The organism is Streptomyces albipurpureus (assembly GCF_023701525.1).
Taxonomy (GTDB): domain Bacteria; phylum Actinomycetota; class Actinomycetes; order Streptomycetales; family Streptomycetaceae; genus Streptomyces; species Streptomyces albipurpureus.
The window spans coordinates 297,338-318,873 of the sequence record NZ_JAMQAW010000025.1 but is presented as its reverse complement, the minus strand read 5'-3'; the positions used below and the strand labels follow the sequence as shown (position 1 = coordinate 318,873).

Annotated in this window: 16 protein-coding genes, 1 pseudogene and 1 riboswitch; of the genes and pseudogenes, 8 read left to right on the top strand and 9 right to left on the bottom strand. The window is 69.5% G+C overall.

Annotated features, from left to right (window positions below):
• Positions 1–109: 109 nt before the first annotated feature.
• A pseudogene (locus tag NBG84_RS20895) lies at positions 110–427 on the bottom strand (MFS transporter); the annotation flags it as partial.
• A gap of 172 nt (positions 428–599) precedes the next feature.
• Between NBG84_RS20895 and NBG84_RS20890 the strand changes: the two are divergent.
• Together NBG84_RS20890 and NBG84_RS20885 are read left to right on the top strand one after the other, a co-directional pair.
• The gene (locus tag NBG84_RS20890; protein WP_250921055.1) at positions 600–1,814 is read left to right on the top strand and encodes an ROK family protein; all 1,215 of its coding nucleotides are present in this window, start codon (positions 600–602) and stop codon (positions 1,812–1,814) included.
• A 409-nt stretch (positions 1,815–2,223) separates the two neighbouring features.
• Positions 2,224–3,462, top strand: a complete 1,239-nt coding sequence (locus tag NBG84_RS20885) for a GDSL-type esterase/lipase family protein (protein WP_250921054.1) — start codon at positions 2,224–2,226, stop codon at positions 3,460–3,462.
• An 85-nt stretch (positions 3,463–3,547) separates the two neighbouring features.
• Here the strand turns inward: NBG84_RS20885 and NBG84_RS20880 are convergent, their stop codons facing one another.
• Positions 3,548–4,411 carry a bifunctional 5,10-methylenetetrahydrofolate dehydrogenase/5,10-methenyltetrahydrofolate cyclohydrolase gene (locus NBG84_RS20880; protein WP_250921053.1) on the bottom strand — a complete coding sequence of 288 codons (864 nt, stop codon included), beginning with the start codon at positions 4,409–4,411 and terminating at the stop codon, positions 3,548–3,550.
• Between the two features lie 21 nt (positions 4,412–4,432).
• A riboswitch (ZMP/ZTP riboswitch) is annotated at positions 4,433–4,520 on the bottom strand.
• 186 nt (positions 4,521–4,706) lie between these two features.
• On the opposite strand from NBG84_RS20880, the gene NBG84_RS20875 reads away from it, so the two are divergent.
• From NBG84_RS20875 to NBG84_RS20865, 3 genes are all read left to right on the top strand, one after another.
• Complete coding sequence (locus tag NBG84_RS20875; protein WP_250921052.1) at positions 4,707–5,588, top strand: YhjD/YihY/BrkB family envelope integrity protein; 882 nt, start codon at positions 4,707–4,709, stop codon at positions 5,586–5,588.
• 373 nt (positions 5,589–5,961) lie between these two features.
• On the top strand, positions 5,962–8,307 hold the full coding sequence (locus NBG84_RS20870) for a tetratricopeptide repeat protein (protein ID WP_250921051.1): 2,346 nt from the start codon (positions 5,962–5,964) through the stop codon (positions 8,305–8,307).
• 202 nt (positions 8,308–8,509) lie between these two features.
• On the top strand, positions 8,510–8,836 hold the full coding sequence (locus NBG84_RS20865) for an SHOCT domain-containing protein (RefSeq protein ID WP_250921050.1): 327 nt from the start codon (positions 8,510–8,512) through the stop codon (positions 8,834–8,836).
• Positions 8,837–9,159: 323 nt separating this feature from the next.
• Here NBG84_RS20865 and NBG84_RS20860 read toward each other — a convergent pair whose 3' ends face one another.
• Together NBG84_RS20860 and NBG84_RS20855 are read right to left on the bottom strand one after the other, a co-directional pair.
• Positions 9,160–9,681 carry an ATP-binding protein gene (locus NBG84_RS20860; RefSeq protein ID WP_250921049.1) on the bottom strand — a complete coding sequence of 174 codons (522 nt, stop codon included), beginning with the start codon at positions 9,679–9,681 and terminating at the stop codon, positions 9,160–9,162.
• A 262-nt stretch (positions 9,682–9,943) separates the two neighbouring features.
• Complete coding sequence (locus NBG84_RS20855; protein WP_250921048.1) at positions 9,944–10,270, bottom strand: hypothetical protein; 327 nt, start codon at positions 10,268–10,270, stop codon at positions 9,944–9,946.
• A gap of 191 nt (positions 10,271–10,461) precedes the next feature.
• Here NBG84_RS20855 and NBG84_RS20850 point away from each other — a divergent pair, with 191 nt between their 5' ends.
• Complete coding sequence (locus NBG84_RS20850; RefSeq protein ID WP_285367206.1) at positions 10,462–11,595, top strand: PLP-dependent cysteine synthase family protein; 1,134 nt, start codon at positions 10,462–10,464, stop codon at positions 11,593–11,595.
• Between the two features lie 342 nt (positions 11,596–11,937).
• On the opposite strand, the gene NBG84_RS20845 is transcribed toward NBG84_RS20850, so the two are convergent.
• Positions 11,938–12,375: an SRPBCC family protein gene (locus tag NBG84_RS20845; RefSeq protein ID WP_308312092.1), complete on the bottom strand. Its 438-nt coding sequence runs from the start codon at positions 12,373–12,375 to the stop codon at positions 11,938–11,940.
• A 13-nt stretch (positions 12,376–12,388) separates the two neighbouring features.
• A complete protein-coding gene (locus NBG84_RS20840; protein WP_250921046.1) occupies positions 12,389–13,234 on the bottom strand; it encodes a DeoR/GlpR family DNA-binding transcription regulator in 846 nt (281 codons plus the stop codon).
• 197 nt (positions 13,235–13,431) lie between these two features.
• On the opposite strand from NBG84_RS20840, the gene NBG84_RS20835 reads away from it, so the two are divergent.
• Positions 13,432–15,987 (top strand): hypothetical protein, encoded by a 2,556-nt coding sequence (locus NBG84_RS20835; RefSeq protein ID WP_250921045.1) that lies wholly within the window; start codon positions 13,432–13,434, stop codon positions 15,985–15,987.
• On the opposite strand, the gene NBG84_RS20830 is transcribed toward NBG84_RS20835, so the two are convergent.
• The 3 genes from NBG84_RS20830 to NBG84_RS20820 all read right to left on the bottom strand — a co-directional run bounded on the left by NBG84_RS20830 (position 15,957) and on the right by NBG84_RS20820 (position 19,974).
• Entirely contained in the window at positions 15,957–18,377 is a 2,421-nt protein-coding gene (locus tag NBG84_RS20830) for a right-handed parallel beta-helix repeat-containing protein (RefSeq protein WP_250921044.1), read from the bottom strand. The genes NBG84_RS20835 and NBG84_RS20830 overlap by 31 nt on opposite strands.
• 222 nt (positions 18,378–18,599) lie before the next feature.
• Positions 18,600–19,265 (bottom strand): Rv1733c family protein, encoded by a 666-nt coding sequence (locus NBG84_RS20825; RefSeq protein WP_308312091.1) that lies wholly within the window; start codon positions 19,263–19,265, stop codon positions 18,600–18,602.
• Between the two features lie 253 nt (positions 19,266–19,518).
• On the bottom strand, positions 19,519–19,974 hold the full coding sequence (locus tag NBG84_RS20820; RefSeq protein ID WP_250921043.1) for a DUF6643 family protein: 456 nt from the start codon (positions 19,972–19,974) through the stop codon (positions 19,519–19,521).
• Positions 19,975–20,227: 253 nt separating this feature from the next.
• On the opposite strand from NBG84_RS20820, the gene NBG84_RS20815 reads away from it, so the two are divergent.
• The gene (locus NBG84_RS20815; RefSeq protein ID WP_250921042.1) at positions 20,228–21,529 is read left to right on the top strand and encodes a TerD family protein; all 1,302 of its coding nucleotides are present in this window, start codon (positions 20,228–20,230) and stop codon (positions 21,527–21,529) included.
• Positions 21,530–21,536 lie beyond the last annotated feature (7 nt).

Genomic DNA, 21,536 nt, shown 5'->3' with positions numbered 1-21,536 from the left:
GATGTGCCGGGGTCGAGCAGGTGTGCCGCATCGGTCAGCCCGCCGAACGGGTGCCGGTCGGAGCCGCCGGAGGGCGCGGCGCCTGGCCTGTAGTCGGCCATGCTCCACAGGCAGAGGAGCGCGCCCTGGGGGGCCATCCGTGGGGAGCACCGAACAGCACCAGGACGAGGCCCAAGGGGAGCGCTGAATGAGTCAACGGAGGGAGGGCGATGCTCAAGGAGGGCAGTGCGGAGCCGGTCACGACCACGGGAGCATTGCCAAAGCGGCGCAGGAGCCGTCCGGTGAGTGTCATCGCCACGATTCCGCCGATGGACACCCCCGGGAGGGCGAGCCCCAAGGCGCTTGCCGATGCCCCGGTCTGCTCCTTGACCGCCGGGATGCGAACGACCCAGTCGGCGAAGAGACAGCCATCCAGGCCGAAGAACACGGTCAGAGCCGTGCGCAGGCGGGCCGGATACGAAGTCGCGGCGCGTCCGTGGGATTCCCCCGGGACGGCCGACCCTAGTTTGTTTCATTGCTGCATAAAGCGTGTGCAGGGGTAGGGGCGCGATCCGGACAAGACGGCTGCACAACCTCCGGACCATGGGAGACTCGCCCCCATGAACGGCAAGGTGACGAGCGCCAGGACAAAGCTTGAACGGGGCCGCAGCGCGCTCGGCCCCGCCCTGGAATTGGTTCATACGGGCCGTGCGCCCACCCGGTCCGTCCTCACCGCCGAACTCGGTGTCACCCGCGCCACGGCGGGCGCCGTAGCCGCCGAGTTGGAAGCCTTGGGACTGATCCGTGTCGACTCCAGGCCGGCCGCGGCAGCCGGCTCGCAGGGCAGGCCGTCCCATCGGCTCTCAGTCGATGACTCAGGGCCGGTCGTTCTCGCCGCTCAGGTGCACGCCGATGGCTTCCGGGCCGCTCTGGTGGGACTCGGCGGCCGTATCGTTGCCACCGCACCTGGTTGTCTCACCGTCTCCTCCGATCCCGCGCACGTCCTCGGTGCGGTGGTCGAAGCGGGCGAAGCCCTACGGCGCGAGAGTGGCAGACGGTGTGTCGGCGCCGGCCTCGCGGTGCCGTCCGCCGTCGCGGAGCCCGAAGGCACCGCCCTCAACCCCTTGCACATCGCTTGGCCCGCGGGAGCGCCCGTGCGCGATATCTTCGCCGAGCAGGTGCGTGCCGCCGGCATCACCGGCCCTGCCTTCACCGCCAACGACATCAATCTCACCGCTCTGGCCGAGCATCGGCACGGCGCGGGCCGTGGAGCCCAACATTTGCTCTGTGTCGCCACGGGACACCGCGGTGCCGGTGGGGCGCTCGTCCTCGAAGGCCGACTCCATACGGGTAGTTCGGGTCTTGCCCTGGAAGTGGGCCACCTTCCCGTCAACTTCGAGGGCCGCCCCTGCCACTGCGGCAGCCGCGGTTGCCTGGACGTCGAAACCGACCCGATGGCCTTTCTCAGCGCGGCGGGCCGCGCCCCGGGGCCGGAAGTCGGGCTGCTCCATCAGACCGCGGAAATGCTGCGGTACGAGTACGACGACCCCGCGGTCAGAGCCGCTGCCGAGGCTCTTATCGACCGGCTCGGCCTCGGCCTCGCCAGCCTGGTCAACATCCTCAACCCCGACCGCATCATTCTGGGCGGTCTGCATCGCGAACTGCTCGCCGCCGACCCGGATCGGCTGCGTGCCGTGGTCGCCGACCGCAGTCTCTGGGGGCGCAGCGGTGGCGTACCGATTCTCGCCTGCACGCTGGAGCACAACACCCTGGTGGGCGCGGCGGAGCTCGCCTGGCAGCCGGTACTGGACGACCCGCTCGGCGCCCTGGCCTGACGACGTCGTTGGTCCGACGTCCTTCCGGCTCCTGTGTATCCGGACCGGTTCCGCGCCGTATCCGGATCGGACTGCGCCGTCCCTGGACCGGTTCCGCGCCGTACCCGGATCGGACTGAGCCACCATTGCCCCGGGGAGCATCCTGGTCTACGGCGATGCGTACCTCCTCGGTCCGCGGGGGGCCCAGGCGCTGGCCCCGCCTCCCCGGTGATGGGGCAGGAACGGCAGGCCCGATCGGGCCGATATCCGGTTCGGTGCCCAGGGCCCGGCGCAGCCGCTCCAGATCGCCCCGCGCCAGCGCCGAGCCAGTGGCTGATCCCGTTGGACACCTGGCGTTCTCGCCGCCGACGACCAGGTAGGCAGGGAGGACCGATTGGGCGGATCACACCGCCGGCGGCAGGATGTCACCATGAACGACGAGGAAGACGAGGCCACCGGCGCCCCCACGGCGGCCCGGGTGACCGACTGGATCACCACCCCCATCACCAGCGACCTGTTGCGCGGCGCGCTCGATGTGGAGCGCACCGAGCACGGGGTACTACCGCACCGGCTGCCCGCCCGGGCCCGCGCACAGTGCGCCGACGGGCAGCTGGCGATGGCGGAGGCCCAGCCGTCGGGCGTCCGACTGGTGTTCCGCACCCGGGCCACCGCCGTCGAACTGGATACGCTCCCCACCAAAATGGTCTACCAGGGCGCCCCACCGCGTCCTGACGGTGTGTACGACCTCCTCGTCGACGGCCGCCTGTTCGGGCAGACCAGTGTGACCGGCGGCAATGTCCTCGCCGTGGACATGGCTACGGGCTCCGCCGAGACCCGGCCGGGCGCGGTCGGCACCGCCCGATTCCCCGGCCTTCCCGGCGGCGCCAAGCAACTGGAGATCTGGCTGCCGCACAACGAGATCACTCAGCTGGTGGCCCTGCGTACCAACGCCGCCATCGAGCCCGTATCGACCGGGGACCGCAAGGTGTGGCTGCACCACGGCAGTTCCATCAGCCAGGGCTCCAACGCGGCTAGCCCCAGTACGACCTGGCCCGCGTTGGCCGCGTCCCTCGGCGATATGGAGCTGATCAACCTCGGCCTCGGTGGCAGCGCCCTGCTCGATCCGTTCACCGCCCGCGCGCTGCGGGACACCCCCGCGGACGCGATCAGTGTGAAGATCGGCATCAACCTGGTCAACACCGACCTGATGCGCCTGCGCGCCTTCACCCCAGCGGTGCACGGTTTTCTCGACACCGTGCGCGAGGGCCACCCCACCACGCCGTTGCTGGTCCTCTCACCCATCTTCTGCCCCATCCATGAGGACGACCCGGGTCCCAGCGTCCCGGACTTCAGCGAGCTCGCGGCGGGACGGCTCCAGTTCCGGGCCGCGGGTGACCCCGGCGAACTGGCCAGTGGGAAGTTGTCGCTCAATGTCATCAGAGACGAACTGGTCCGCGTTGTGAAACAGCGGGCAGCCGACGACCCCCACCTGTACTACCTCGACGGCCGGGACCTCTACGGCGAGGCGGACTTCGCTGAGCTGCCCCTGCCCGACCAGCTCCACCCGGACGCCGCCACCCACCGCCGCATCGGGGAACGCTTCGCGGCTCTGGCCTTTGGCGCAGGCGGACCGTTCACCGCCCTGCGCGCCCGACACAGCCGCTCCTGATCTGGCTTCGTGGCGTACTCGGCCCGGGACAGCGGTCAGCTGCCCGGGCAGACTCCTCCCCGCTCGCGCGGCAGGGCGCGCTGCCTCAACTTCCCGAATCGAGCTGCTGAGCCGCGGCGTCGACCGTCTGCGCCAGCAGCACCGCGATGGTCATCGGACCCACCCCACCCGGCACCGGAGTGATCAGTTCGGCACGGGTGCGGGCCGCGTCGAAGTCCACATCGCCCACATTGCCCGCGTTGTATCCGGCGTCGAGCACCACCGCGCCCGGCTTGATGTCCTCACCCCGTACCAGCCGAGGCCTTCCCACGGCCGCCACCACCACATCCGCCTCCCGGACGAGTGCCGAAAGGTTCCGCGTACGGGAGTGGCAGTACGTCACCGTGGCGTCCTGGGCGAGCAGCAGCATTCCCACCGGCTTGCCGAGAATCGCGCTACGGCCCACCACCACGGCATGCTTCCCGGCGAGATCAACCCGGTACTCGGCCAGCAGCCGCATGATGCCGCCCGGTGTGCAGGACACGAACCCGGGCAACGAGAAACTCATCGCCGCGAAGGAACTCAAGGTGACGCCGTCGACGTCCTTCTGCGGTGCGATGGCCTCAAACGCAGCGCGCTCATCGATATGGGGCCCGACGGGGTGCTGGAGCAGGATGCCATGCACTCCGGGGTCATCGGAGAGCGCGCCCAGTGTGTCCACCAACTCGGCGGTGCTCGTGGTGGCCGGCAGCGCGATATGGCGTGAGGTGATCCCGGCCTTGGCGCTGCGGGACCGCTTCATGCGGACATAGGTGACCGAGGCGGGATCGTCACCGACCAGTACGGTGGCCAGGCAGGGTGTGGCACCCGTCCGGGTGGAGATCTCCGCCGCCCGTGTCGCGGCGTCTTCCACTATGCGCCGGGCGAGGCCGGTGCCGTCCATGAGTCGGGCCGTTGTGGTGGGGGACATGGTCGCCTCCAGGCGTCATCGACCAATCGCCCAGGCGCACGGCATCGACGCGAGTGTCGGGACCGCTCCCCGGTGGTGCTCCACCTCAGCGCCAGTCACGGTCCAGCCGGAAGTGTAGTGCGGTCGGGCGACGGGCCGCGGACGGGGTAGCTCCCTCGCCTTGTTCCCGACCGCTTTTCGCCGGGGCGGCCGTACCGCGCCGGAAGCGTCCCCGGCTGGACAGTGCGGGGACCAGGCCACCCATCCGGGGGCATCGGGGGCGCTTCGCCCACCATGAGCGGGTAGTCCACGACCCATGACCCATGAGCCCATCAGCGCGGACGTTCATCCGCACCGGTTCCAGCGCCTGTACCGAAGATTCCTGGCCTCGCAGTTGAGCCTCGCCTGGAACCGCGGTCGGGAGATGGAACTGCTGCACCGCGCCATGGGCTTTGCCGCACTGGGTTTTCTCACCCTTGTCCCCCTACTGGTCCTCGTCGCCGCGGCGGACCCCGCCAGCAGCCAGGGATTCGCCCGCTGGCTCGGGCAGGCGCTCGGTGTCTCCGAATCCTCCCAGGAAGAGGTCGAACGGCTCTTCGGTGTACCTGGGACCGCCCTGCAACGCACGACGGCCTTCGGACTTGCCGCGCTCGCCGTCTTCGGGCTGACCTTCGGGTCGGCCGTCCAGACCGGCTACGAAAAGGTCTGGGACCTCCCCACGGCGCGCTGGCACACGATGTGGCGCCATATCGTCTTCCTCGCCCTGCTGGTGTTCTTCCTCCTGCTCTCCGTCAACACCCCCACCCCCGCGCCCTCTCGATCGGCCATCGGCACGATCGGCGGTGCGCTCGCCGACCTCGTGGGCACCTTTCTCTTCTTCTGGCTCGCCCAACGGCTACTGCTCGGGGGACGGGTCCGCTGGCGTGCCCTGTTGCCCGGTGCCATCGCCACCGCGCTGGCCATGCTGGGGCTCCGGATCTTCTCCCAACTGGTCTTCTCGCCCCTGATCGCGTCGAACGCGGTGACCTACGGACCCTTCGGCACCGTCCTCGTCCTTCAGTCCTGGCTCGTGGGCGTCGGGGTGGTGGTCTATGGCAGTGCCCTCGTCGGACGGCTCTTCCACGAAGAGCGCCTACGCCGACGGCTAGAGCGAGAAATCCTGACCTCAGACCCAGCGGCACCGAACGAAAACCGCTAGGCGCAGCCGTATGGCGGCCCTCGGGGAGCAGGGGAACGGAGGCGCGCGACAGCGGCACGATCCTGATTCCGGTTCGGCGGTGTCCCTCTTCTGCCTGCTCAACGGGCTCTACCTGCCTGATCACGCCGGTGGTCCCCTGACGAAACCGCGGTACCGGTTCCTTCCCCACGAGGGACACCGCAGGCTGACCGGTGCACCAGTTCAAGCCGCCGTCGATATCGCAGCCCTGGTCTGGGCACTCCTTCAGCAATCGGGAAACCACACGGGCGGCGTCGCCGTCCACACTGGGCAGGCGCGAGCGAGCCGGGGCGGATCGGCCGTTGCAGGCGTCGAGCGCCTGACGGGTCGAGGGGGGAGATGAGGGGGAACGGTCATGGCCAGGGCAGAAGAGTACCCAGAGAGCCCCAAGGACGCCGCTGGCGCAGAGGTGGCCGTTACCGGCACCGGGCGCGCCACGGCCGCATCCGAGGCCACGGCGGTGACCGGCTACCACGGCCCGGCACCAGGTATCGACGGTGTCCCCGCTGCCCCGGTACGGGTATCCAGGACCGGACAGGCGAGGGCCTCTGATGGTGGGCTGGCCAACGCCGGCTATATCCACCAGTTGACCGTGGTGCAGCGCGCGCTCCGCGAGTCAGCCCCCTGGCCGCACCAGGTCGGCGTGATTCCGTCCCGCGCGCAGTCCTTCCAGCACCGCGCCGAGGCGGAGAATCTGCGGGCGGCGGTGGACGGCGGAGGCACGGTGGTGCTGCGCCAGGTCCCGGTTGGCTTGGGCGTGCCGCACCAGGTCCTGACCGGGACGGGCGGGGTGGGCAAGACCCAGCTCGCCGCCGACTATGCCCGTACCGCCTGGGACGACGGCAGCCTGGATGTCCTGGTCTGGGTCACCGCGAGTGCTCGCTCCTCTGTGATCAGCGGATATGCGCAGGCTGCCGTCGAACTGTGCCAGGTCAGCCCGGAGGATCCCGAACGGGCCGCGCGAACGTTCCTGGCCTGGCTGACCCCGAAGGCCGGGGCGACGCCCTGCCGGTGGCTGATCGTCCTGGATGATGTGGCCGACCCCGACGACCTGCGCGGTCTGTGGCCGCCTGCCAGCGGACACGGCCGGATTCTGATCACCACCCGCCGTCGCGACGCCGCCCTGACCGGTGATGGTCGCCGTCTGATCGAGGTCGGCCTCTTCACCGAGCCCGAAGCCCTCGCCTACCTCACGGCATCCCTGGCGGCCCACGGAAGACACGCTTCCGTCGGCCAACTCGCCGCCCTGGCGGCGGATCTCGGCTACCTTCCGCTGGCCCTCGCTCAGGCCGCCGCCTACCTCATCGACTCCGGTGACGACATCCCGACCTACCGGGCGCTGCTGGCCGACCGTGCCACCGGCCTCGCCGACACCGCCCCCGATGTCCTGCCCGACGAGCAGGTCATACCCCTCGCCGTGGCCTGGTCCCTGTCCCTTGAGCGAGCCGACCGACTCCGTCCCCCCGGCCTGGCGCGCCCCATGCTCCATTTAGTGGCTCTGCTGGACCCCCATGGCATCCCGGAAGCCGTTCTGACCAGCGAACCCGTTCTGACCCACCTCGCCCAGCACCGCACCCGAACCGGCCGGGGCTCCACCGGTGCGCCGGCCCCGGTCTCCGCCCGGGACGCCGTGCGCGCCCTGCGGGCCCTCTACCGGCTCAGCCTCATCGACCACGCCCCCGACGTCGCCCACCAGACCGTACGAGTCCACCAACTCATCCAGCGCGCCACCCTCGACACCCTCAGCTCCGCCCAGCACCACCAACTCGCCCGCACCGCCGCCGACGCCATTCTGGGCGCCTGGCCCGATATCGAACGCGACACCGCACTCGCCCAAGCTTTGCGCGCCAACACCAACGCGCTCACCAGCCACTCCGAGGACGCCCTCTACCGGCCCGACGCGCATGAGGTGTTGTTCCGTACCGGCACGAGCCTTGGCGAAGCAGGCCAGGTCGCCGATGCGATCGTCTACTGGCGCCGACTGCTCGGTACCGCCGACAGCGCCTGGGGACCTGACCACCCCGGGACTCTGCGCGCTCGGGGACGCCTTCTGCGCTGGCAGGCGGCGGCAGGGGACAGAGCGGGAGCCGCTACCGCCTACGCGGCCCTGCTGCAGGACATGACCAGGGTGCTGGGAGCCACCCACCCGGACACCCTGCGCACCTGTGGGGCCCTCGTCTGGTGGCAGGGTTGGGCCGGGGACCACAGAGGCGCGGCCGAGGCCAGTGCCGCCCTGCTGCAGGACATGATCGCGGTGCTGGGTCCGGACCATCCGGACACCTTGCGGACCCGTGCCACTCTGGCGTGGTGGCGGGGCCAGACGGGAGATCCGGCCGGCGCGGCAGCCACCTACGCGGAGGTACTCGCCGGCCGACTGCGGATGGTGGGAGCGGACCACCCCGACACCCTACGTACCCGCAGTTACCTGGCTTGGTGGCAGGGCCGGGCAGCAGACCCAGCAGGTTCCGCGGAGGCCAGTGCCGCGTTGCTGCAGGACATGATCAGAGTGTTGGGACCCGATCACCCCGACACCCTGCGCACCCGAAACAACCTTCACTTCATGCAAGGGGTAGCGGGAGACATCGACGGAGCCGTGAACGGTTTCGAACAACTGTTGCCCGACATGGCAAGGGTGCTGGGAACGGACCACCCCGACACGGTGGCCTCCCAGCGCAACTGGGCCTGGTTGCAGCAACGGTAGGGGAATCAGTCAGGCCGATACCGCCGCCGTAGATGACACGCGATCACCAACAGTGCCTGTCGCAGGGGTACCGAGGGCCATAGCGCCCCCGTACTCCCTGGGGGGTATGCCCACTGCCGCTAGCCGTATGACGACTTCGGCCGTGGCTGGCGGCAACCTCGAAGGTGATGGAGAGAGAACACCACCGAGGAGTTGAACCACGATGAACACGCTGGCCTACGGACCGGGCCCCGGGCCCTGGATCCTGCTGATGCCACTGATATGGGCGGCCGTCATCATCGGTCTCCTCACCGTCCTGCGGCGCACGGGAGTCTGGCGCACGGCAGGTCGCCATCCCGGTGTCGGCGGGCGGGGGCCCTGGCAGAGCCGCGGTGGCCAGCCGAGACGGGAGGCGCGGGGTGAGAACTCGCCGATCGCCGTCCTCGGCCACCGGTTCGCCAGGGGTGAGATCGATGAGGATGAGTACTGGCGTCGCCTGTCCGTTCTCGACGAGCAGTTCGGCCGACCCATCCGGGACGGCGACGCCTGACGATCGGCGTACCGCAGGGAGGCGCACCGCCCCAGCCGGGCCGATCGCCGTCGCACAGGGCCCTGCGCCGCAAGGCCGTGCACCGCCCCGCCCGGTCGCTCCGGCGGAAGACCGACGGTGGCCGGGTGGCCCTTCAGTGGCACAAAGCCCCGTGACCTCGGAGTCAGGCGGGGCGGCGTCGGTACTGAGGGTCATGGCCGTCGCGACCGCGGCTGGGGCCCCCGCGGTTCGAGTGTGTTGACGCGCGGGGCGGTCGCATCGCGACCCGTTGGGGCTTGCGCCCCAGGGGTGAGGCGGGTCGCGCACCGCCCGATGTCGCTCGATCAACTGGCGAGCGCGGATCGGGCCTCGGAGTGTTGGTGCGTCCGCTCAGGTGATTCGGCCAACTCGCCCTGGTGCGCCTGGGGATACGCGGAGAACTCCACCGCCGGAGCGGTCACTGATGGCAGGGCGAGCGTGAACCACACACTCTTGCCCAGGTCGCCCCGGGGGAGGATGCCCCACTCCTCACTCACCGCCGCGATCAGTTCAAGGCCCCGCCCCGAAGTGGCGAAAGGATCGGGGTCCTGGACTTTTCGTAGGAGCGGAAGACGTGGATCACGGTCATGGACCGAGACGGTCAGCCGGTCGAGTAGCCACTCGATATCGACCACACACGTCTTGTCCGGTTCCGCATGCTGATGGACGTTGGCCAACAGTTCCGTGACGCCGAGCGCCGCCTCGTCGACCAGTGGATCGAGATGCCAGTAGCGCAACTGCGCCGAAACGATTCTGCGGACCTGGCCTATCCGCGACGGTAGGGCTTGGAGCTCCACCGTGCAGTGCCTGCTTGGCTCGCTGATCACGGCTGCGACTCCCCGAAATGAGTCGGAAGAAGACGAAAGTCCGATCCAGCAGTTGATGCCTGCTGATCCTTGGTCGGCGGCGACCTCATCTCAGCGTCATCGCCGATGCACCCTGAGTTATGTGTGACCAGCGTTAACCAGCCCTGGCCGTCCCGCAACTCAGAGGTACGTCCGGAACGCTCTGAGCCATGCTCGGAGCAGCCGAAATCCAGGTCTCGACCTCTCCCGCCCTCGCCGTGGGACAAGGGAAACCTGAGCCAGGTCAGTCGTCGGCGATGCCTGCCCCGTGTACCGCCTTCAGGAACTGCCCGTTCAGCGCCTCGGCCTCCGACTGATGGTGGCCACGCTGGCCCATGGTCAGCCGATAGCGCTTGCCGTTGACCGTCAGCGCGGTGCTCGCCTCGTCGGTGAACCAGGCCTTCCCCGCCCTGACCGCCCGTACGGGGGCACTGTCGATCACCCGGCCGTAGCTGGTCAGCAGCTCCAAACGGCCATTCCTGATCAGCACCTGCCCGGCCTTGGTGAGCGAGCGTGGCCAACGCTCGATCCGTACGCCCGTGGCCCGAAATTCGAGCTCAGTCATCCCCATCGGCCCTCAGCCCCCTTCGTCGCACTATCTGCTGGCAGTCTGCCCAACTCCGGCCGCTCACACCAGTACATGAAGGGCCAGCCCACCCACAAGAGTCTCCTATGGCTGCCCAAAGCAAACGTTTGTGCAGGTGGGGGGCTTACTGTGGCAGGGAGGGGCAAGCGATCCAGGTATGGCTAGGGATGGCGCATATGAGCATCAATGACAAGCGCGTGACGGGCGGGGCGATGGCGACGGGTGATACGGACCGTAGCGATCCCGATTACCGAGCCTGGCTCAAAGAGGCCGTTCGAAAGGTCCAGGCTGACTCCAACCGCTCCGCCGATACCCATCTGCTGAAGTTCCCCCTGCCCGAGGAGTGGGGTATCGACCTCTACCTCAAGGATGAATCCACCCATCCGACCGGCAGCCTCAAGCACCGACTGGCGCGTTCGCTCTTTCTCTACGGTCTCTGCAACGGCTGGATCAGGCCCGGAAAGCCCGTCATCGAGGCGAGCAGCGGTTCCACGGCCGTCTCGGAGGCGTACTTCGCCAAGCTGGTCGGCGTTCCCTTCGTCGCCGTGATGCCCCGTACGACCAGCCCGGAGAAGATCCGGCTGATCGAATTCCACGGCGGACAGTGCCACTTCGTCGATGACTCCCGGAAGATGTACGAAGAGTCCGCAGCGCTCGCTGAGCGGACCGGCGGCCACTACATGGACCAGTTCACCTATGCGGAACGAGCCACCGACTGGCGCGGTAACAACAACATTGCTGAATCGATTTACCAACAGCTGGAACTGGAGCGCTACCCAGAACCCGCATGGATCGTCGCTACCGCCGGCACCGGTGGTACGTCGGCGACCATCGCCCGGTATGTGCACTACATGCAGTACGACACCCGGGTCTGCGTGCCGGACCCGGAGAACTCATGCTTCTACGAGGGCTGGACGCTGGGTGACCCGCGAGCCACCAGTGCGTCCAGTTCTCGGATCGAGGGCATCGGCCGGCCCCGGATGGAGCCGAGCTTTGTCCCCGGTGCCATCGACCGGATGATGAAGGTCCCCGATGCGGCCAGCGTCGCGGCCGTACGCGCACTGGACGCGGCCATCGGGCGCAAGGCCGGTGGTTCCACCGGGACCGGGCTCTGGAGCGCTTGGAAGATCGTTTCGGAGATGGTGGCCACCGGACAGCGGGGAAGTGTGGTGACCCTGCTCTGCGACCCCGGTGACCGGTACCTCGACAAGTACTACTCGGATGACTGGCTGCGGGACCAGGGGCTGGACATCACGCCCTATGCGCGGGAGATCGAGGTGTTTCTGACGACCGGCAGCTGGCCGCACTGACAGGGGAGGGCGCCGAGTGGCCGTCCAGCCGTGCCTCACCGCCCGGTTGGACCCGTGGCCCGGTCGCTGTGTCCGATGGGTCGAGCTTCCGCGGCGCCGGGCGACCGCCCGGGGCCGGGCCCGTACCGAGGCGGAGTCCTCCGGTGTGATCGTCGACAGACCGCCTGACTCCACCGAGGAGTACGGCCACTCCTCGGTGCGGGCGGTCAGGCCCGCTGCACGGTTGGCATCGACGCGGTACGCCCAGCGCCTACGCGTGGGGCGAGCAGGGATCGTCCCGGTGAAGTGGGCCCCGAGCCGGAGCTTGCTGCTCCGCCCCGCGCCCGGGGTTGCACGGCGCCTTCAGTCATACGGCTGTTCCAGCAACCCGTTGAGCGCGCGACCGAACACCGCCCGTCCCACCCGCGCCACCAGCCGGTCGAACAGCCCCGGTAGGGGGCGAATGTCCAACTGCTCGGTCCACACCACGATCGACCCCGAGCCCTGCCGAAGTACCTCGACCTCCGCCCAACCGCCGACGATCCGGCCCCGCTTCTCCAGCCGGTAGCCGCCCGTCGGCCCCTCTCCCGGAGGCTCCCAGCGGACGACCTCCATCGGATCGTCGAACCCGATGGGTCCCCACGCTGACCGCACGGTGAAGACCGTCCCCACGCCGGTTGGCCCGTCCGTCACCGAGGAGAGCCGTGTCAGCGGCACTTGCGCCGCGTGGGATCGCCAATCGGTCACCCGTTGCCACACCTCGTCGACGGGGAGGGTGACTGCTCGTGTCAGTCGGAACACGGACACGGTGACCTCAGCCGCCCTGCGCGTCCGCGCTACCTGGGCCGCCCGCGACCACCAGTCCCGGCAGATGCTCCGAGATCTGCTCCTGGGCTTGTTTGGACAGCCCCGCATCGGTCACCAGAGTGTCCACTTCGGCGAGCCGTGCGAACGAACTCAGGCCCACAGTGCCCCACTTGGTGTGGTCGGCGACCACCACCACTCTGCGCGCGGCCCGTACGAAACGCCGGTTGGTCTCCGCCTCCGCGAGGTTGGGCGTCGACAGTCCAGCCTCCACCGAGATCCCGTGCACCCCCAGGAAGAGCACATCGAAGTGGAGCGAGCGGATCGCCTGGTCGGCCACCGGACCCACCAGCGAGTCCGAGGGGGTCCGCACCCCTCCCGTGAGGACGACGGTCGCGGCGCCCGGCCGGGCCGCTCCGTTCGCTCCAGCCCGCTGGGCCGTGTGGAAGACGTCAGCGACCCGAACCGAATTGGTGACCACCGTCAGATCCGGCACATCGAGGAGGTGGTGGGCCAGCGCGAAGGTCGTGGTTCCACCCGATAGGGCGATCGCCGTACCGGGCACCGCCAGCGGCGCTGCGAACCGGGCGATGTCCTCCTTCGCGCTCAACTCAAGCGCGGACTTGGCCTCGAACCCCGGCTCGTGGGTACTGGCCTCGACGACCGGCACCGCTCCGCCGTGCACCTTCTCGATGACGCCCTGGCGCGCGAGCGCGTCCAGATCACGACGTACCGTCATATCGGAGACGCTGAGCTTGCGGGTGAGCTCGTTCACCCGCACCCCACCGCGCCTGCGCACCTCGTCGAGAATGAGAGCACGCCGCTGCTCCGCGAGCAGGTTCTGATTGTCGGTCACTGCCGTGGCCGGTCCTTCCATGTCGTCCTGCGCCGCCTGATGTCAAGGCGGCCCAATACTCCCACGGCGGGTTGGGCGCGGTGTCGCGGAGATTCGGTGAGGGCGGTGCGACAAGCCACCGGTATCCGGGATTCTTGGGAGGAATGACGCGCGCCGTAGCGCGGTAGCCGTCCCCGTCGAGAGAGCGAGTCAAACCGGTGCCATCTGCAACCCCGGCCCCGAGAAACGAGGGCCCCGCGCTGGAACTGCTGGTCCACGGAGTTGGTGGGGCCACCCCGGAGGAGATGCTCTGCGATCCCCGTACGGTCCGGATCTCCGGAGACGAGAAGGCGGCCGTCTTTCGGCGCCGTGACGATGAGAAGGCCGAAACAGATCGTCAGCGCGACACCGATCAGCCGATTCCGGAGGCTTACTGCTGGTCCAACCTCACCTCGGGCAACAGCGCCCGGGCGCTCTGGCTGCTGTTGCTCCCCTTTATGGTCGTCAACCTGGCGCACTGGATGCGTCCGCGCGTCAGCGGCAGCGCCAAGACCACCAGGGCCTATGGAGTGTTGGTACGACTGGTCGCGCTCAGTCTCACCGTTCTGTTGACGGCCGCCGCGTGCGAGGTGGCGCTCGATCTGGTCGCCTGGCAGTGCGCCGGCGTCGCCTACTGCTCGAACGACCGTTCCTGGCTCGGGTTCCTCTCGGTTGAGCAAGGTGGCTGGTGGTCCCAGCCAGGCCGCCGGTTGGCACTCGCCTCCCTGGTTCCCGCCGCCCTGGTGGGGCTGCTCTGGTACCTCTCCAACCGGACCTGGAGCGCGTATGAGTCCCAGCGGCCCCCGACGGGCGCCGAAGTGGCGGAAGGCGAGGCGGGCCCCCGGTGCCCGGCACCCGATGGCACTCCCCGGACCATCGGTGGCTCGGCGAACACAAGCGATATCCCCGCCACCCCCGCAGCGGTCGTAGCGGCCGAAGGTGCCGACGACACTGACGCAGCCGACGGCGCGGAGGGCGCCGAGGAGGCGGAGTGCGCGCAGGAGTTCGGAGGCCGCCTCCCCGTACGGCCCGCGCTGGGGCGCCCCGGGTTCTGGTACGGCCGCAGGCTGGTCGCCCGGCTGCGCGCCGCCCACACCGCTGCCGGATTCCTCACCGTCGCCGCCGCCGTCGCCGGGGCCGCTGCCCGCCGGGATCGGGCCGCAGACAGCGTCCTTCTGCAGATCTGGGGTTGGGCGCTGGAGATCCTGCTCGTCCTCGGACTGCTGATCGTCCTCGCCGTCGTCTTCCGCCGGGGCCGCAGTGAACGTCGATTCGACGCGAGGTTCGACCGTGCCGCCGTCCGTCAACTGCCCGGCGCCGCCCTCGGCGTTCTGGCGCTCTCCCTGCTCTACGCCTGCTGGTCCCGGCCTGGCTGGGTTTCCCATGGCACCCTCCCCGGCGATGTCACCTTCCGAGTCATCGCCCTTGCCCAGGGGGTGCTGATCGTCTCCCTGGGCGTGGTCGCCCTGGCGTTGCAACGACGGGCCCGCCAGCCCCGGGCCGCGTTGCGGGGCCTTGCCGGACCCGCCGTCGCGATGCTCGGCTGCGGCCTCGGTGGAGTGATGACCGGAGGCATCGCCCAGCGGGTCGCCGACTGGCTCGATGGACCGGGGACCCCCGGCATGGATGGCGACGGGCACATCCCCGGCCCTCCCGTACTGCTCAGTTGGCAGGCCTCCGTCATCCCGGTGCTGCTGCTCCTGCTGATCGGCCCCGCGGTGGTCCTCGCCGTACGCACCTGGCTGACGGCCCGCCGCCTCGCCGACCCGATCGAAGCGGAGTACGCGGCGAGGGAACGAACGCGGCCGGACGGGGTGTGGCGGCCAGATCAGGTCCGCACCCGGCGGATCGCGAGCGCCCGGGCCCGCGCCGCCGTCACCGACGCGGCACCCTGGACGGTGGGGATCGTCGCCGGTGCCACGCTCCTCCTCGGGGCGGGGGCGGTCATGGGGGCCTGGGCGACCGGGGAGGTACCCGGGCAGGTCTTCGCGAACGACGGACTGGCCGACACCATGGCCACCACCGCGCAGGCACTGGGCTCCTGGCTGGTCGGCGTCGGTTTCATACTGCTGGTGACCTGGGGCCGACGCGCCTACCGCGATGCCGCCGCCCGGCGGACCATCGGAACCCTGTGGGACGTCGGCACCTTCTGGCCCCGCGCCGCCCACCCCTTCGCCCCGCCCTGCTACGCGGAAAGGGCGGTTCCGGACCTCACCTGGCGCATGTGCACCTGGACCGAACGGACGGGCGGCCGGCTGGTGATCTCCGGGCACTCCCAGGGCAGTGTGCTGGCCGCTGCCGCCGTCTGGCAGCTCCCCGCCAAGACACGTGGCCAAGTCGCGCTGCTCACCTACGGTTCACCGCTGGAGCGGCTCTACGGACGCTGGTTCCCGGCCTACTTCGGCCCCGGCGCCCTCACGTCACTGAGCGACGAGGTGGACAGCTGGCGCAATCTCTGGCGGCCCACCGATCCCATAGGAGGTCCGGTGCTGGTGCCGGCGGAGGCCGGACACCGCCCGGTCGACGGCGCCCCGCTCCATGACCCGGTGGTCTACGGACGCTCCCGAAGCCATCCCCTGCCCGAGCCGATCCGAGGCCACTCCGACTATCAGGCCGACCCGCGCTTCGCCCTCGAACGCCAGGGACTGCTGGAACGGCTGCCACCGGCCATCCCCACCCAGCAGCGGTCCAACGAGGCCCCGGTTCAGGGCAGCTCGGGCAGATCCTCGGGGTAGAGCAAGGTCAGATCGTCGGTACTGACCTCGGCCAGATCGGCTACCCGGCTGGCGTGCCGCTCCACCATCGACTCAAAGGTCTGGCGTGCGGTACGGCCGTTACCGAACGCCGGGCCCTTGGGCAGCACGGCGAAGTACTTCAACAGCGCCTCACCCGTACCGTCCGCGAGCCGGTACTCATGCTCGTCGGCCTGCCGCTGGACGATGTTCAGCAGCTCATCGGCCTCGTAGTCCTGGAAGGTGATGGTTCGGGAGAATCGCGATGCCACTCCGGGGTTGACCGAGAGGAAGCGCTCCATCTCCGCCGTGTAGCCGGCGACGATGACCACCACCGCTTCCCGATGGTCCTCCATCAACTTCACCAGCGTGTCGATGGCCTCCTTGCCGAAATCCCGGCCGGAGTCCTCGGGGGAGAGCGCATAGGCCTCGTCGATGAAGAGCACTCCGCCGCGGGCCCGGTCGAACGCCTCCTGGGTACGGATCGCGGTGGAACCGATGTGCTCACCCACCAGATCCACCCGCGACACCTCCACGAGATGACCGCGCTTGAGCACGCCGAGCGCGGCGAGGATCTCGCCGTACAGACGTGCCACCGTCGTCTTGCCGGTGCCGGGGGAGCCGGTGAAGACCAGATGCCGGCGTACCGACGCGGCCTTCAAGCCCGCCTCCTGGCGGCGCCGGCCGACTTCGATCATGTTCGTCAGTGACCGGACCTCACGTTTCACGCTGTCCAGACCGACCAGCGCGTCCAGATCGCCGAGGACCGCGTCCGAGCTCCGGGCCAGGGCGGTCTCCTGCGGCTCGGGTGTCGTCGGTGTCACGGGTGGGGTGGGCGACGACGCCAACGGCCCGGCGGGTTGAGGGGACGGCAGACGGTTGGCAGAGGGCTCCGGTACCGCCCGTCCATGCGCCCCCAGCACCGCCGACTCATCGCTGGTGCAATCCTCGATGACCGGGAGCGAGGGATCGACGAGTTCGTATCCGCCGCGCGTACAGCGCTCGGTGCGGCACTTGCTGAGCGTCGTACGGCAACCGTCCATGACATGGAAGCCGTAGCCGCCGCTCCCGGTCACCCGGCAGCCGCGGAAGGTGCCGCGGCCCTCCGCCGACACATAGAACCCCGCCTCCGCCGGCGAGGTGACCGTACAGCGCTCTATCACCGGGTCAGCGCCCTTGGTGACGATGACACCCGTCTGCGCCGCGTCGATGGTGCAGGAGTTCAAGGTGCCGCCGCTGCCGTGGTCGCGGAACCAGGCACCCGTGGAGGCCTCCCTGATCCGGCAGTCATCGAGCTGTGCGCTTGCCCCGTCGCTCACGGACACCGCCGTGTTGCGGATCTGGGAGAGATCGCTGTCGACCACGTCGACCCGGGAGCCCCGATCAAGCACGAAGAGGGCGTCGGGGACATCGTGCACCCGGCAGGAGTCCAGTACCGCCGTCGCCCCGTCGCTGACCCAGACGGCCGGATAGTCGCCCGTACTGTCATGTATCTCGCACTGGTTCGCATCCACCCGGGTGCCCGGGTCCCACACCGAAAGGCCGTTGCGGCCGAACCGCCGGACCGTGGACCGGGTGAGGGTCAGCACGGAACGCGAGCGCAGATCGATCGCGTTCTCCGGAATGTCATGGATGTCGCAGTCCGAAAGGGTCAGGACCGCGTCCGTGTCCAGGGTCACCCCATCGGCGGAAGTGCGGTGCACACTGGAGTCGGTCAGATGCGCCGTGGCCCGGGAGGCGATCTGCAACCCCGCGCCCTTGATCTCGTACACCTCGCAGCCGACGGCCTCCAGACCACTGCCCTCGCCGGTGATGGTCAGCCCGGCACCCGAGGTGTGATGCACCCGGCAGCGCTCCAGCCGCGGATGGCCACCGCCGCGGACCGAGACGCCCGACTGGCCGGCCGAGACCACCTCGCACTCCTCGAACACCCCGCCCGCGCCGTCCAGTACGGCGATGCCTACCCCGGCGGGGTTGTCGATCGTGCAGCGGCGGACCGTGGGGCGGGCCGCGCCGCGCACTTCGAGCCCGGCGGCCGAGCGGGTGGAGATGCGTATGTCGATCAGCTCGGGGGTGCCGTCCTCGACCAACAGCGCCGGCACGGTCGTGTCCTGGCCCTCCACATGGAGGTCCTGCACGGTGGCGGAAGCCCGCACGGTCAGGGCCACGCCGTCGGCGGGCGCGATGCGCACCGAGCCCACGGAGCCTTCGGGGCCGCGCAGTGTGACGGCTCGCTGGACCACGAGGTTCTCGCGGTACGTCCCCGGGGCGACGGTGAGGATATCGCCGTCCCCGGCTGCCTCCAGGGCTGCTGCCAAAGAGGCGTACTCGCCCGTGCGGCGCCGCCACCGGGATGTGCCCGTGTGGGTCACCTGGACCGTGCCCTGTGCCATCGTGTTGCTCTGCCCCCACCTCGTGTAATCGGTTTCGGCGCGCCTCGGGGAGGGGAACGCCCCCTGCAGACCTGTCACCATCGTGACTGACTCGTCGACGGCTACCGCGCCCGCCCGAAACTCTGTCCTGACTGCGCCCTGATCGGGCGACAGGTCCCGACCCCGCGATGGGGTCGCCCCACCGTAGCGCGCGCATCGGTCGGGAGTTGACGAATCGGGAGGTCAGCTGCCCGTACCGGTGCGGCCCCAGTCCGGCCCAACAGCGGCCCAGGCCCGGTCCAGCCGCTCATATCTGCGTCGTACCAGTCGCCACAGCACCAGGCGTCTGGCGCATTCGAGCGTTCCCGCGGCGGTCAGCGCGCCACCCACGCCGGTGAGGGCCGCATGCGTCCGCACGGTCGTGCCGTTCAGCGGACGGCCGACCGCATGGCCCTGAGCATCGGTCCAGATGGTGATCCGGTCGCCCGCCCGAGGTTTCGCCAAGACGGTTGAGACGGTCCCGGTGCGCCGCTGGCCGTCCACCGCCCGCCATTGAGCCCGCACCGCACCTCGCTGGCGATGGGACGCGGTGGCGTCGGGGTCGTACGAGGGGGGCTTCGCCGGCGGTGCGGGGCTGAGCACCGTCGCGGTCGTCGGGTGGCGCTGCTGACGCTGGAGGCGCATGGACTGGCGCAGCGAGTCCTCGGTGGCCGAGCCGACCAGCCAGCCGATCGCCGGACTCAGGGTGACCAGAAGCAGCGCGGCGATCAACGCCACCCATGCCTCGATCAGATCGGTGGCCCGGCGCAGGGGATTGCCGCGCCAACGCCAGACTCCTCGTACCGCCCCCATGTCCGCACCCCCTTCGCCGTCCTGGACAGCGCAGTGCCGCACAACATCAGCACGCATCTTACGAGCCCTGGCTGAGCATCGGTGCGTGCTGCTGTCGTACGGCGACTCTGCGTTGTCCCGCTCCTCCTCTCCCAACGTGCGCGGCGGGGTGCCGTGTTCCCACAGACCTCACCGGAAGGGAACATCTCGCACCAAGGGGCCGTAGGCCCAAGGCAGCCAAGGGCGCCCGGCTACGCGGGAGATGGGAAGCGGGGGAAGGGGGACGGGCCGACGAATGCCCGCCCGCGCGCGAACGCCCTTCCGCGCGGGGCTAGTAACCCTGCCCCGGATACGGGCGGTTGTAGGGGTCGGTGTAGCCGGGCCCCGGTGCGGGTGCGGGCCTGGGAGCGGCCGGACGCATCGCCTCGTAGCCGGTGGCCGGCGGGCGCTGCTGCGGGTAGCCCTGTTGGCCGGGGTAGCCACGCGGGGCGACCGGCTGTTGCTGCGGGATGTACGGGGCCGGAGCCTGCTGAAGCGACATGGGCTGGGGAGTCTGCTGCCCATAGCCGTACGCGGGCTGCGGTGCCGAAGGGCCGGCAGGGAGGGCGGGCAGAGCCGCGGGGAGCGCCGGCAGGTAGTTGCTGCCGGTGTCATAGGCGGCAGGCACTCGGATCGGAGCGATCTGAGGCGTGCCCCGCTCTGCGACCAGCGAGTCGTAGATCGGGGTGTCAGCGAACGAGGGAGCGGAGTAGTAGCCGCCGCCGTAAATGGAGCGGGGGGAGGTCATGGCACATAAGTTAAGCGCACGATGTGTCTTTGGGGAGCCCGATAAGAGGGTTGTTTCCGGAGATATGACCGGCCGCTGAGCCCCAATGTGACCGAACCCGGGAAAATCGGTCGCGCAGCGGCGCAAGAATCGTGTAAAGGGCGAGCTGGAAGTGGGTTACCCGTGGGTCGGCGGGGGCGCCCGAGGGCCCCTCAAGGTTAGGTTTGGCCATCGGTGAACCAATTCGGATGCCGAACTCGTGATGGGGGCAAGCATGTCCATGCCTAAGGGAGGCAATACTCCGGTGCCTGCGCCGCAGGTCCGGGTCGAACTGGGATGGCGCTCGGGTAACCGCGCGCCTGATGTGGACGCTTCGGCGCTGCTGCTCGACTCCAGTTCGGGCAAGGTCCGCTCCGACGCGGACTTCATCTTCTACAACCAGGCGACCCATGCCTCTGGTGCTGTTCGCCATGAGGGGAAGCAGACCGGCCCCGACGGGGTGACCGACACGCTGTGGGTGGACCTCGCGGCAGTGGAACCCTCGATCGAGCGGATCGTTCTGGCGGCCTCGGCCGACGGGGGCGCTTTCGGTCAGGTCCCCGGCCTCTACATTCGGGTGAGCGATGCCTCATCCGGCGCCGAGGTCGCCCGCTACGACAGCCAGGACGCCACCGTGGAGACGGCGTTCGTGCTCGGTGAGCTCTACCGACGTCAAGGAGCGTGGAAGTTCCGGTCGGTGGGCCAGGGGTACAGCACCGGCCTGGAGGGTCTGGCGACCGACTTCGGCATCACGGTCGACGAGCCTCAGAAGGCCTCCGCCCCGGCTGCTCCGGCGCCGCCCACCCCGTCCGGCGCCACCATGCATCTTCGCGCCGAGCCCGTCACACCCCCGGCCCCGGCCACCGCACCCCCGGCCCCCGCGGCCCCCGCGCCCACTCCGGTGCGGCTGTCGAAGGTGACCCTGACCAAGGAGGCCCCGTCCGTCTCGCTCACCAAGCAGGGCGGCACCTCCGGCGCGATGCGCGTCAACCTGAGCTGGAAGGTGCGTAAGCAGTTCCAGGGCTGGGGCGCGAAACTCGGTCGAGCCATGGCCATGCACGGCGACCTCGATCTCGACCTCTGCGCCCTCTACGAACTGACCGACGGCCGCAAGGGAGTCGTCCAGGCCCTCGGCAACGCCTTCGGAGCGCTGAACCAGGCCCCGTACATCCATCTCGACGGCGACGATCGCACCGGCGGCACCTCCGGCGAGAACCTCACCATCAATCTCGACCACAAGGACGAGCTCCGCCGGGTCGTCATCTTCGTCACCATCTACGAGGGCGCGCGCAGCTTCGCGGACCTGGACGCGACGGTGACTCTCCAGCCGCAGCACGGCGCGGCCATCGAGTTCTCGCTCGGCGAATGCACCGTGCCCTCCACGGTCTGCTCCCTCGCGCTGATCACCAACACGGGTTCCGACCTCGTCGTCCAGCGCGAGGCCCGCTTCCTGGTCCCCGATCGCGGAGTGAGCCCGCAGCGCACCATGGACAAGACCTATGGGTGGGGTATGAACTGGACCCCGGGCCGCAAGTGACCCCGTC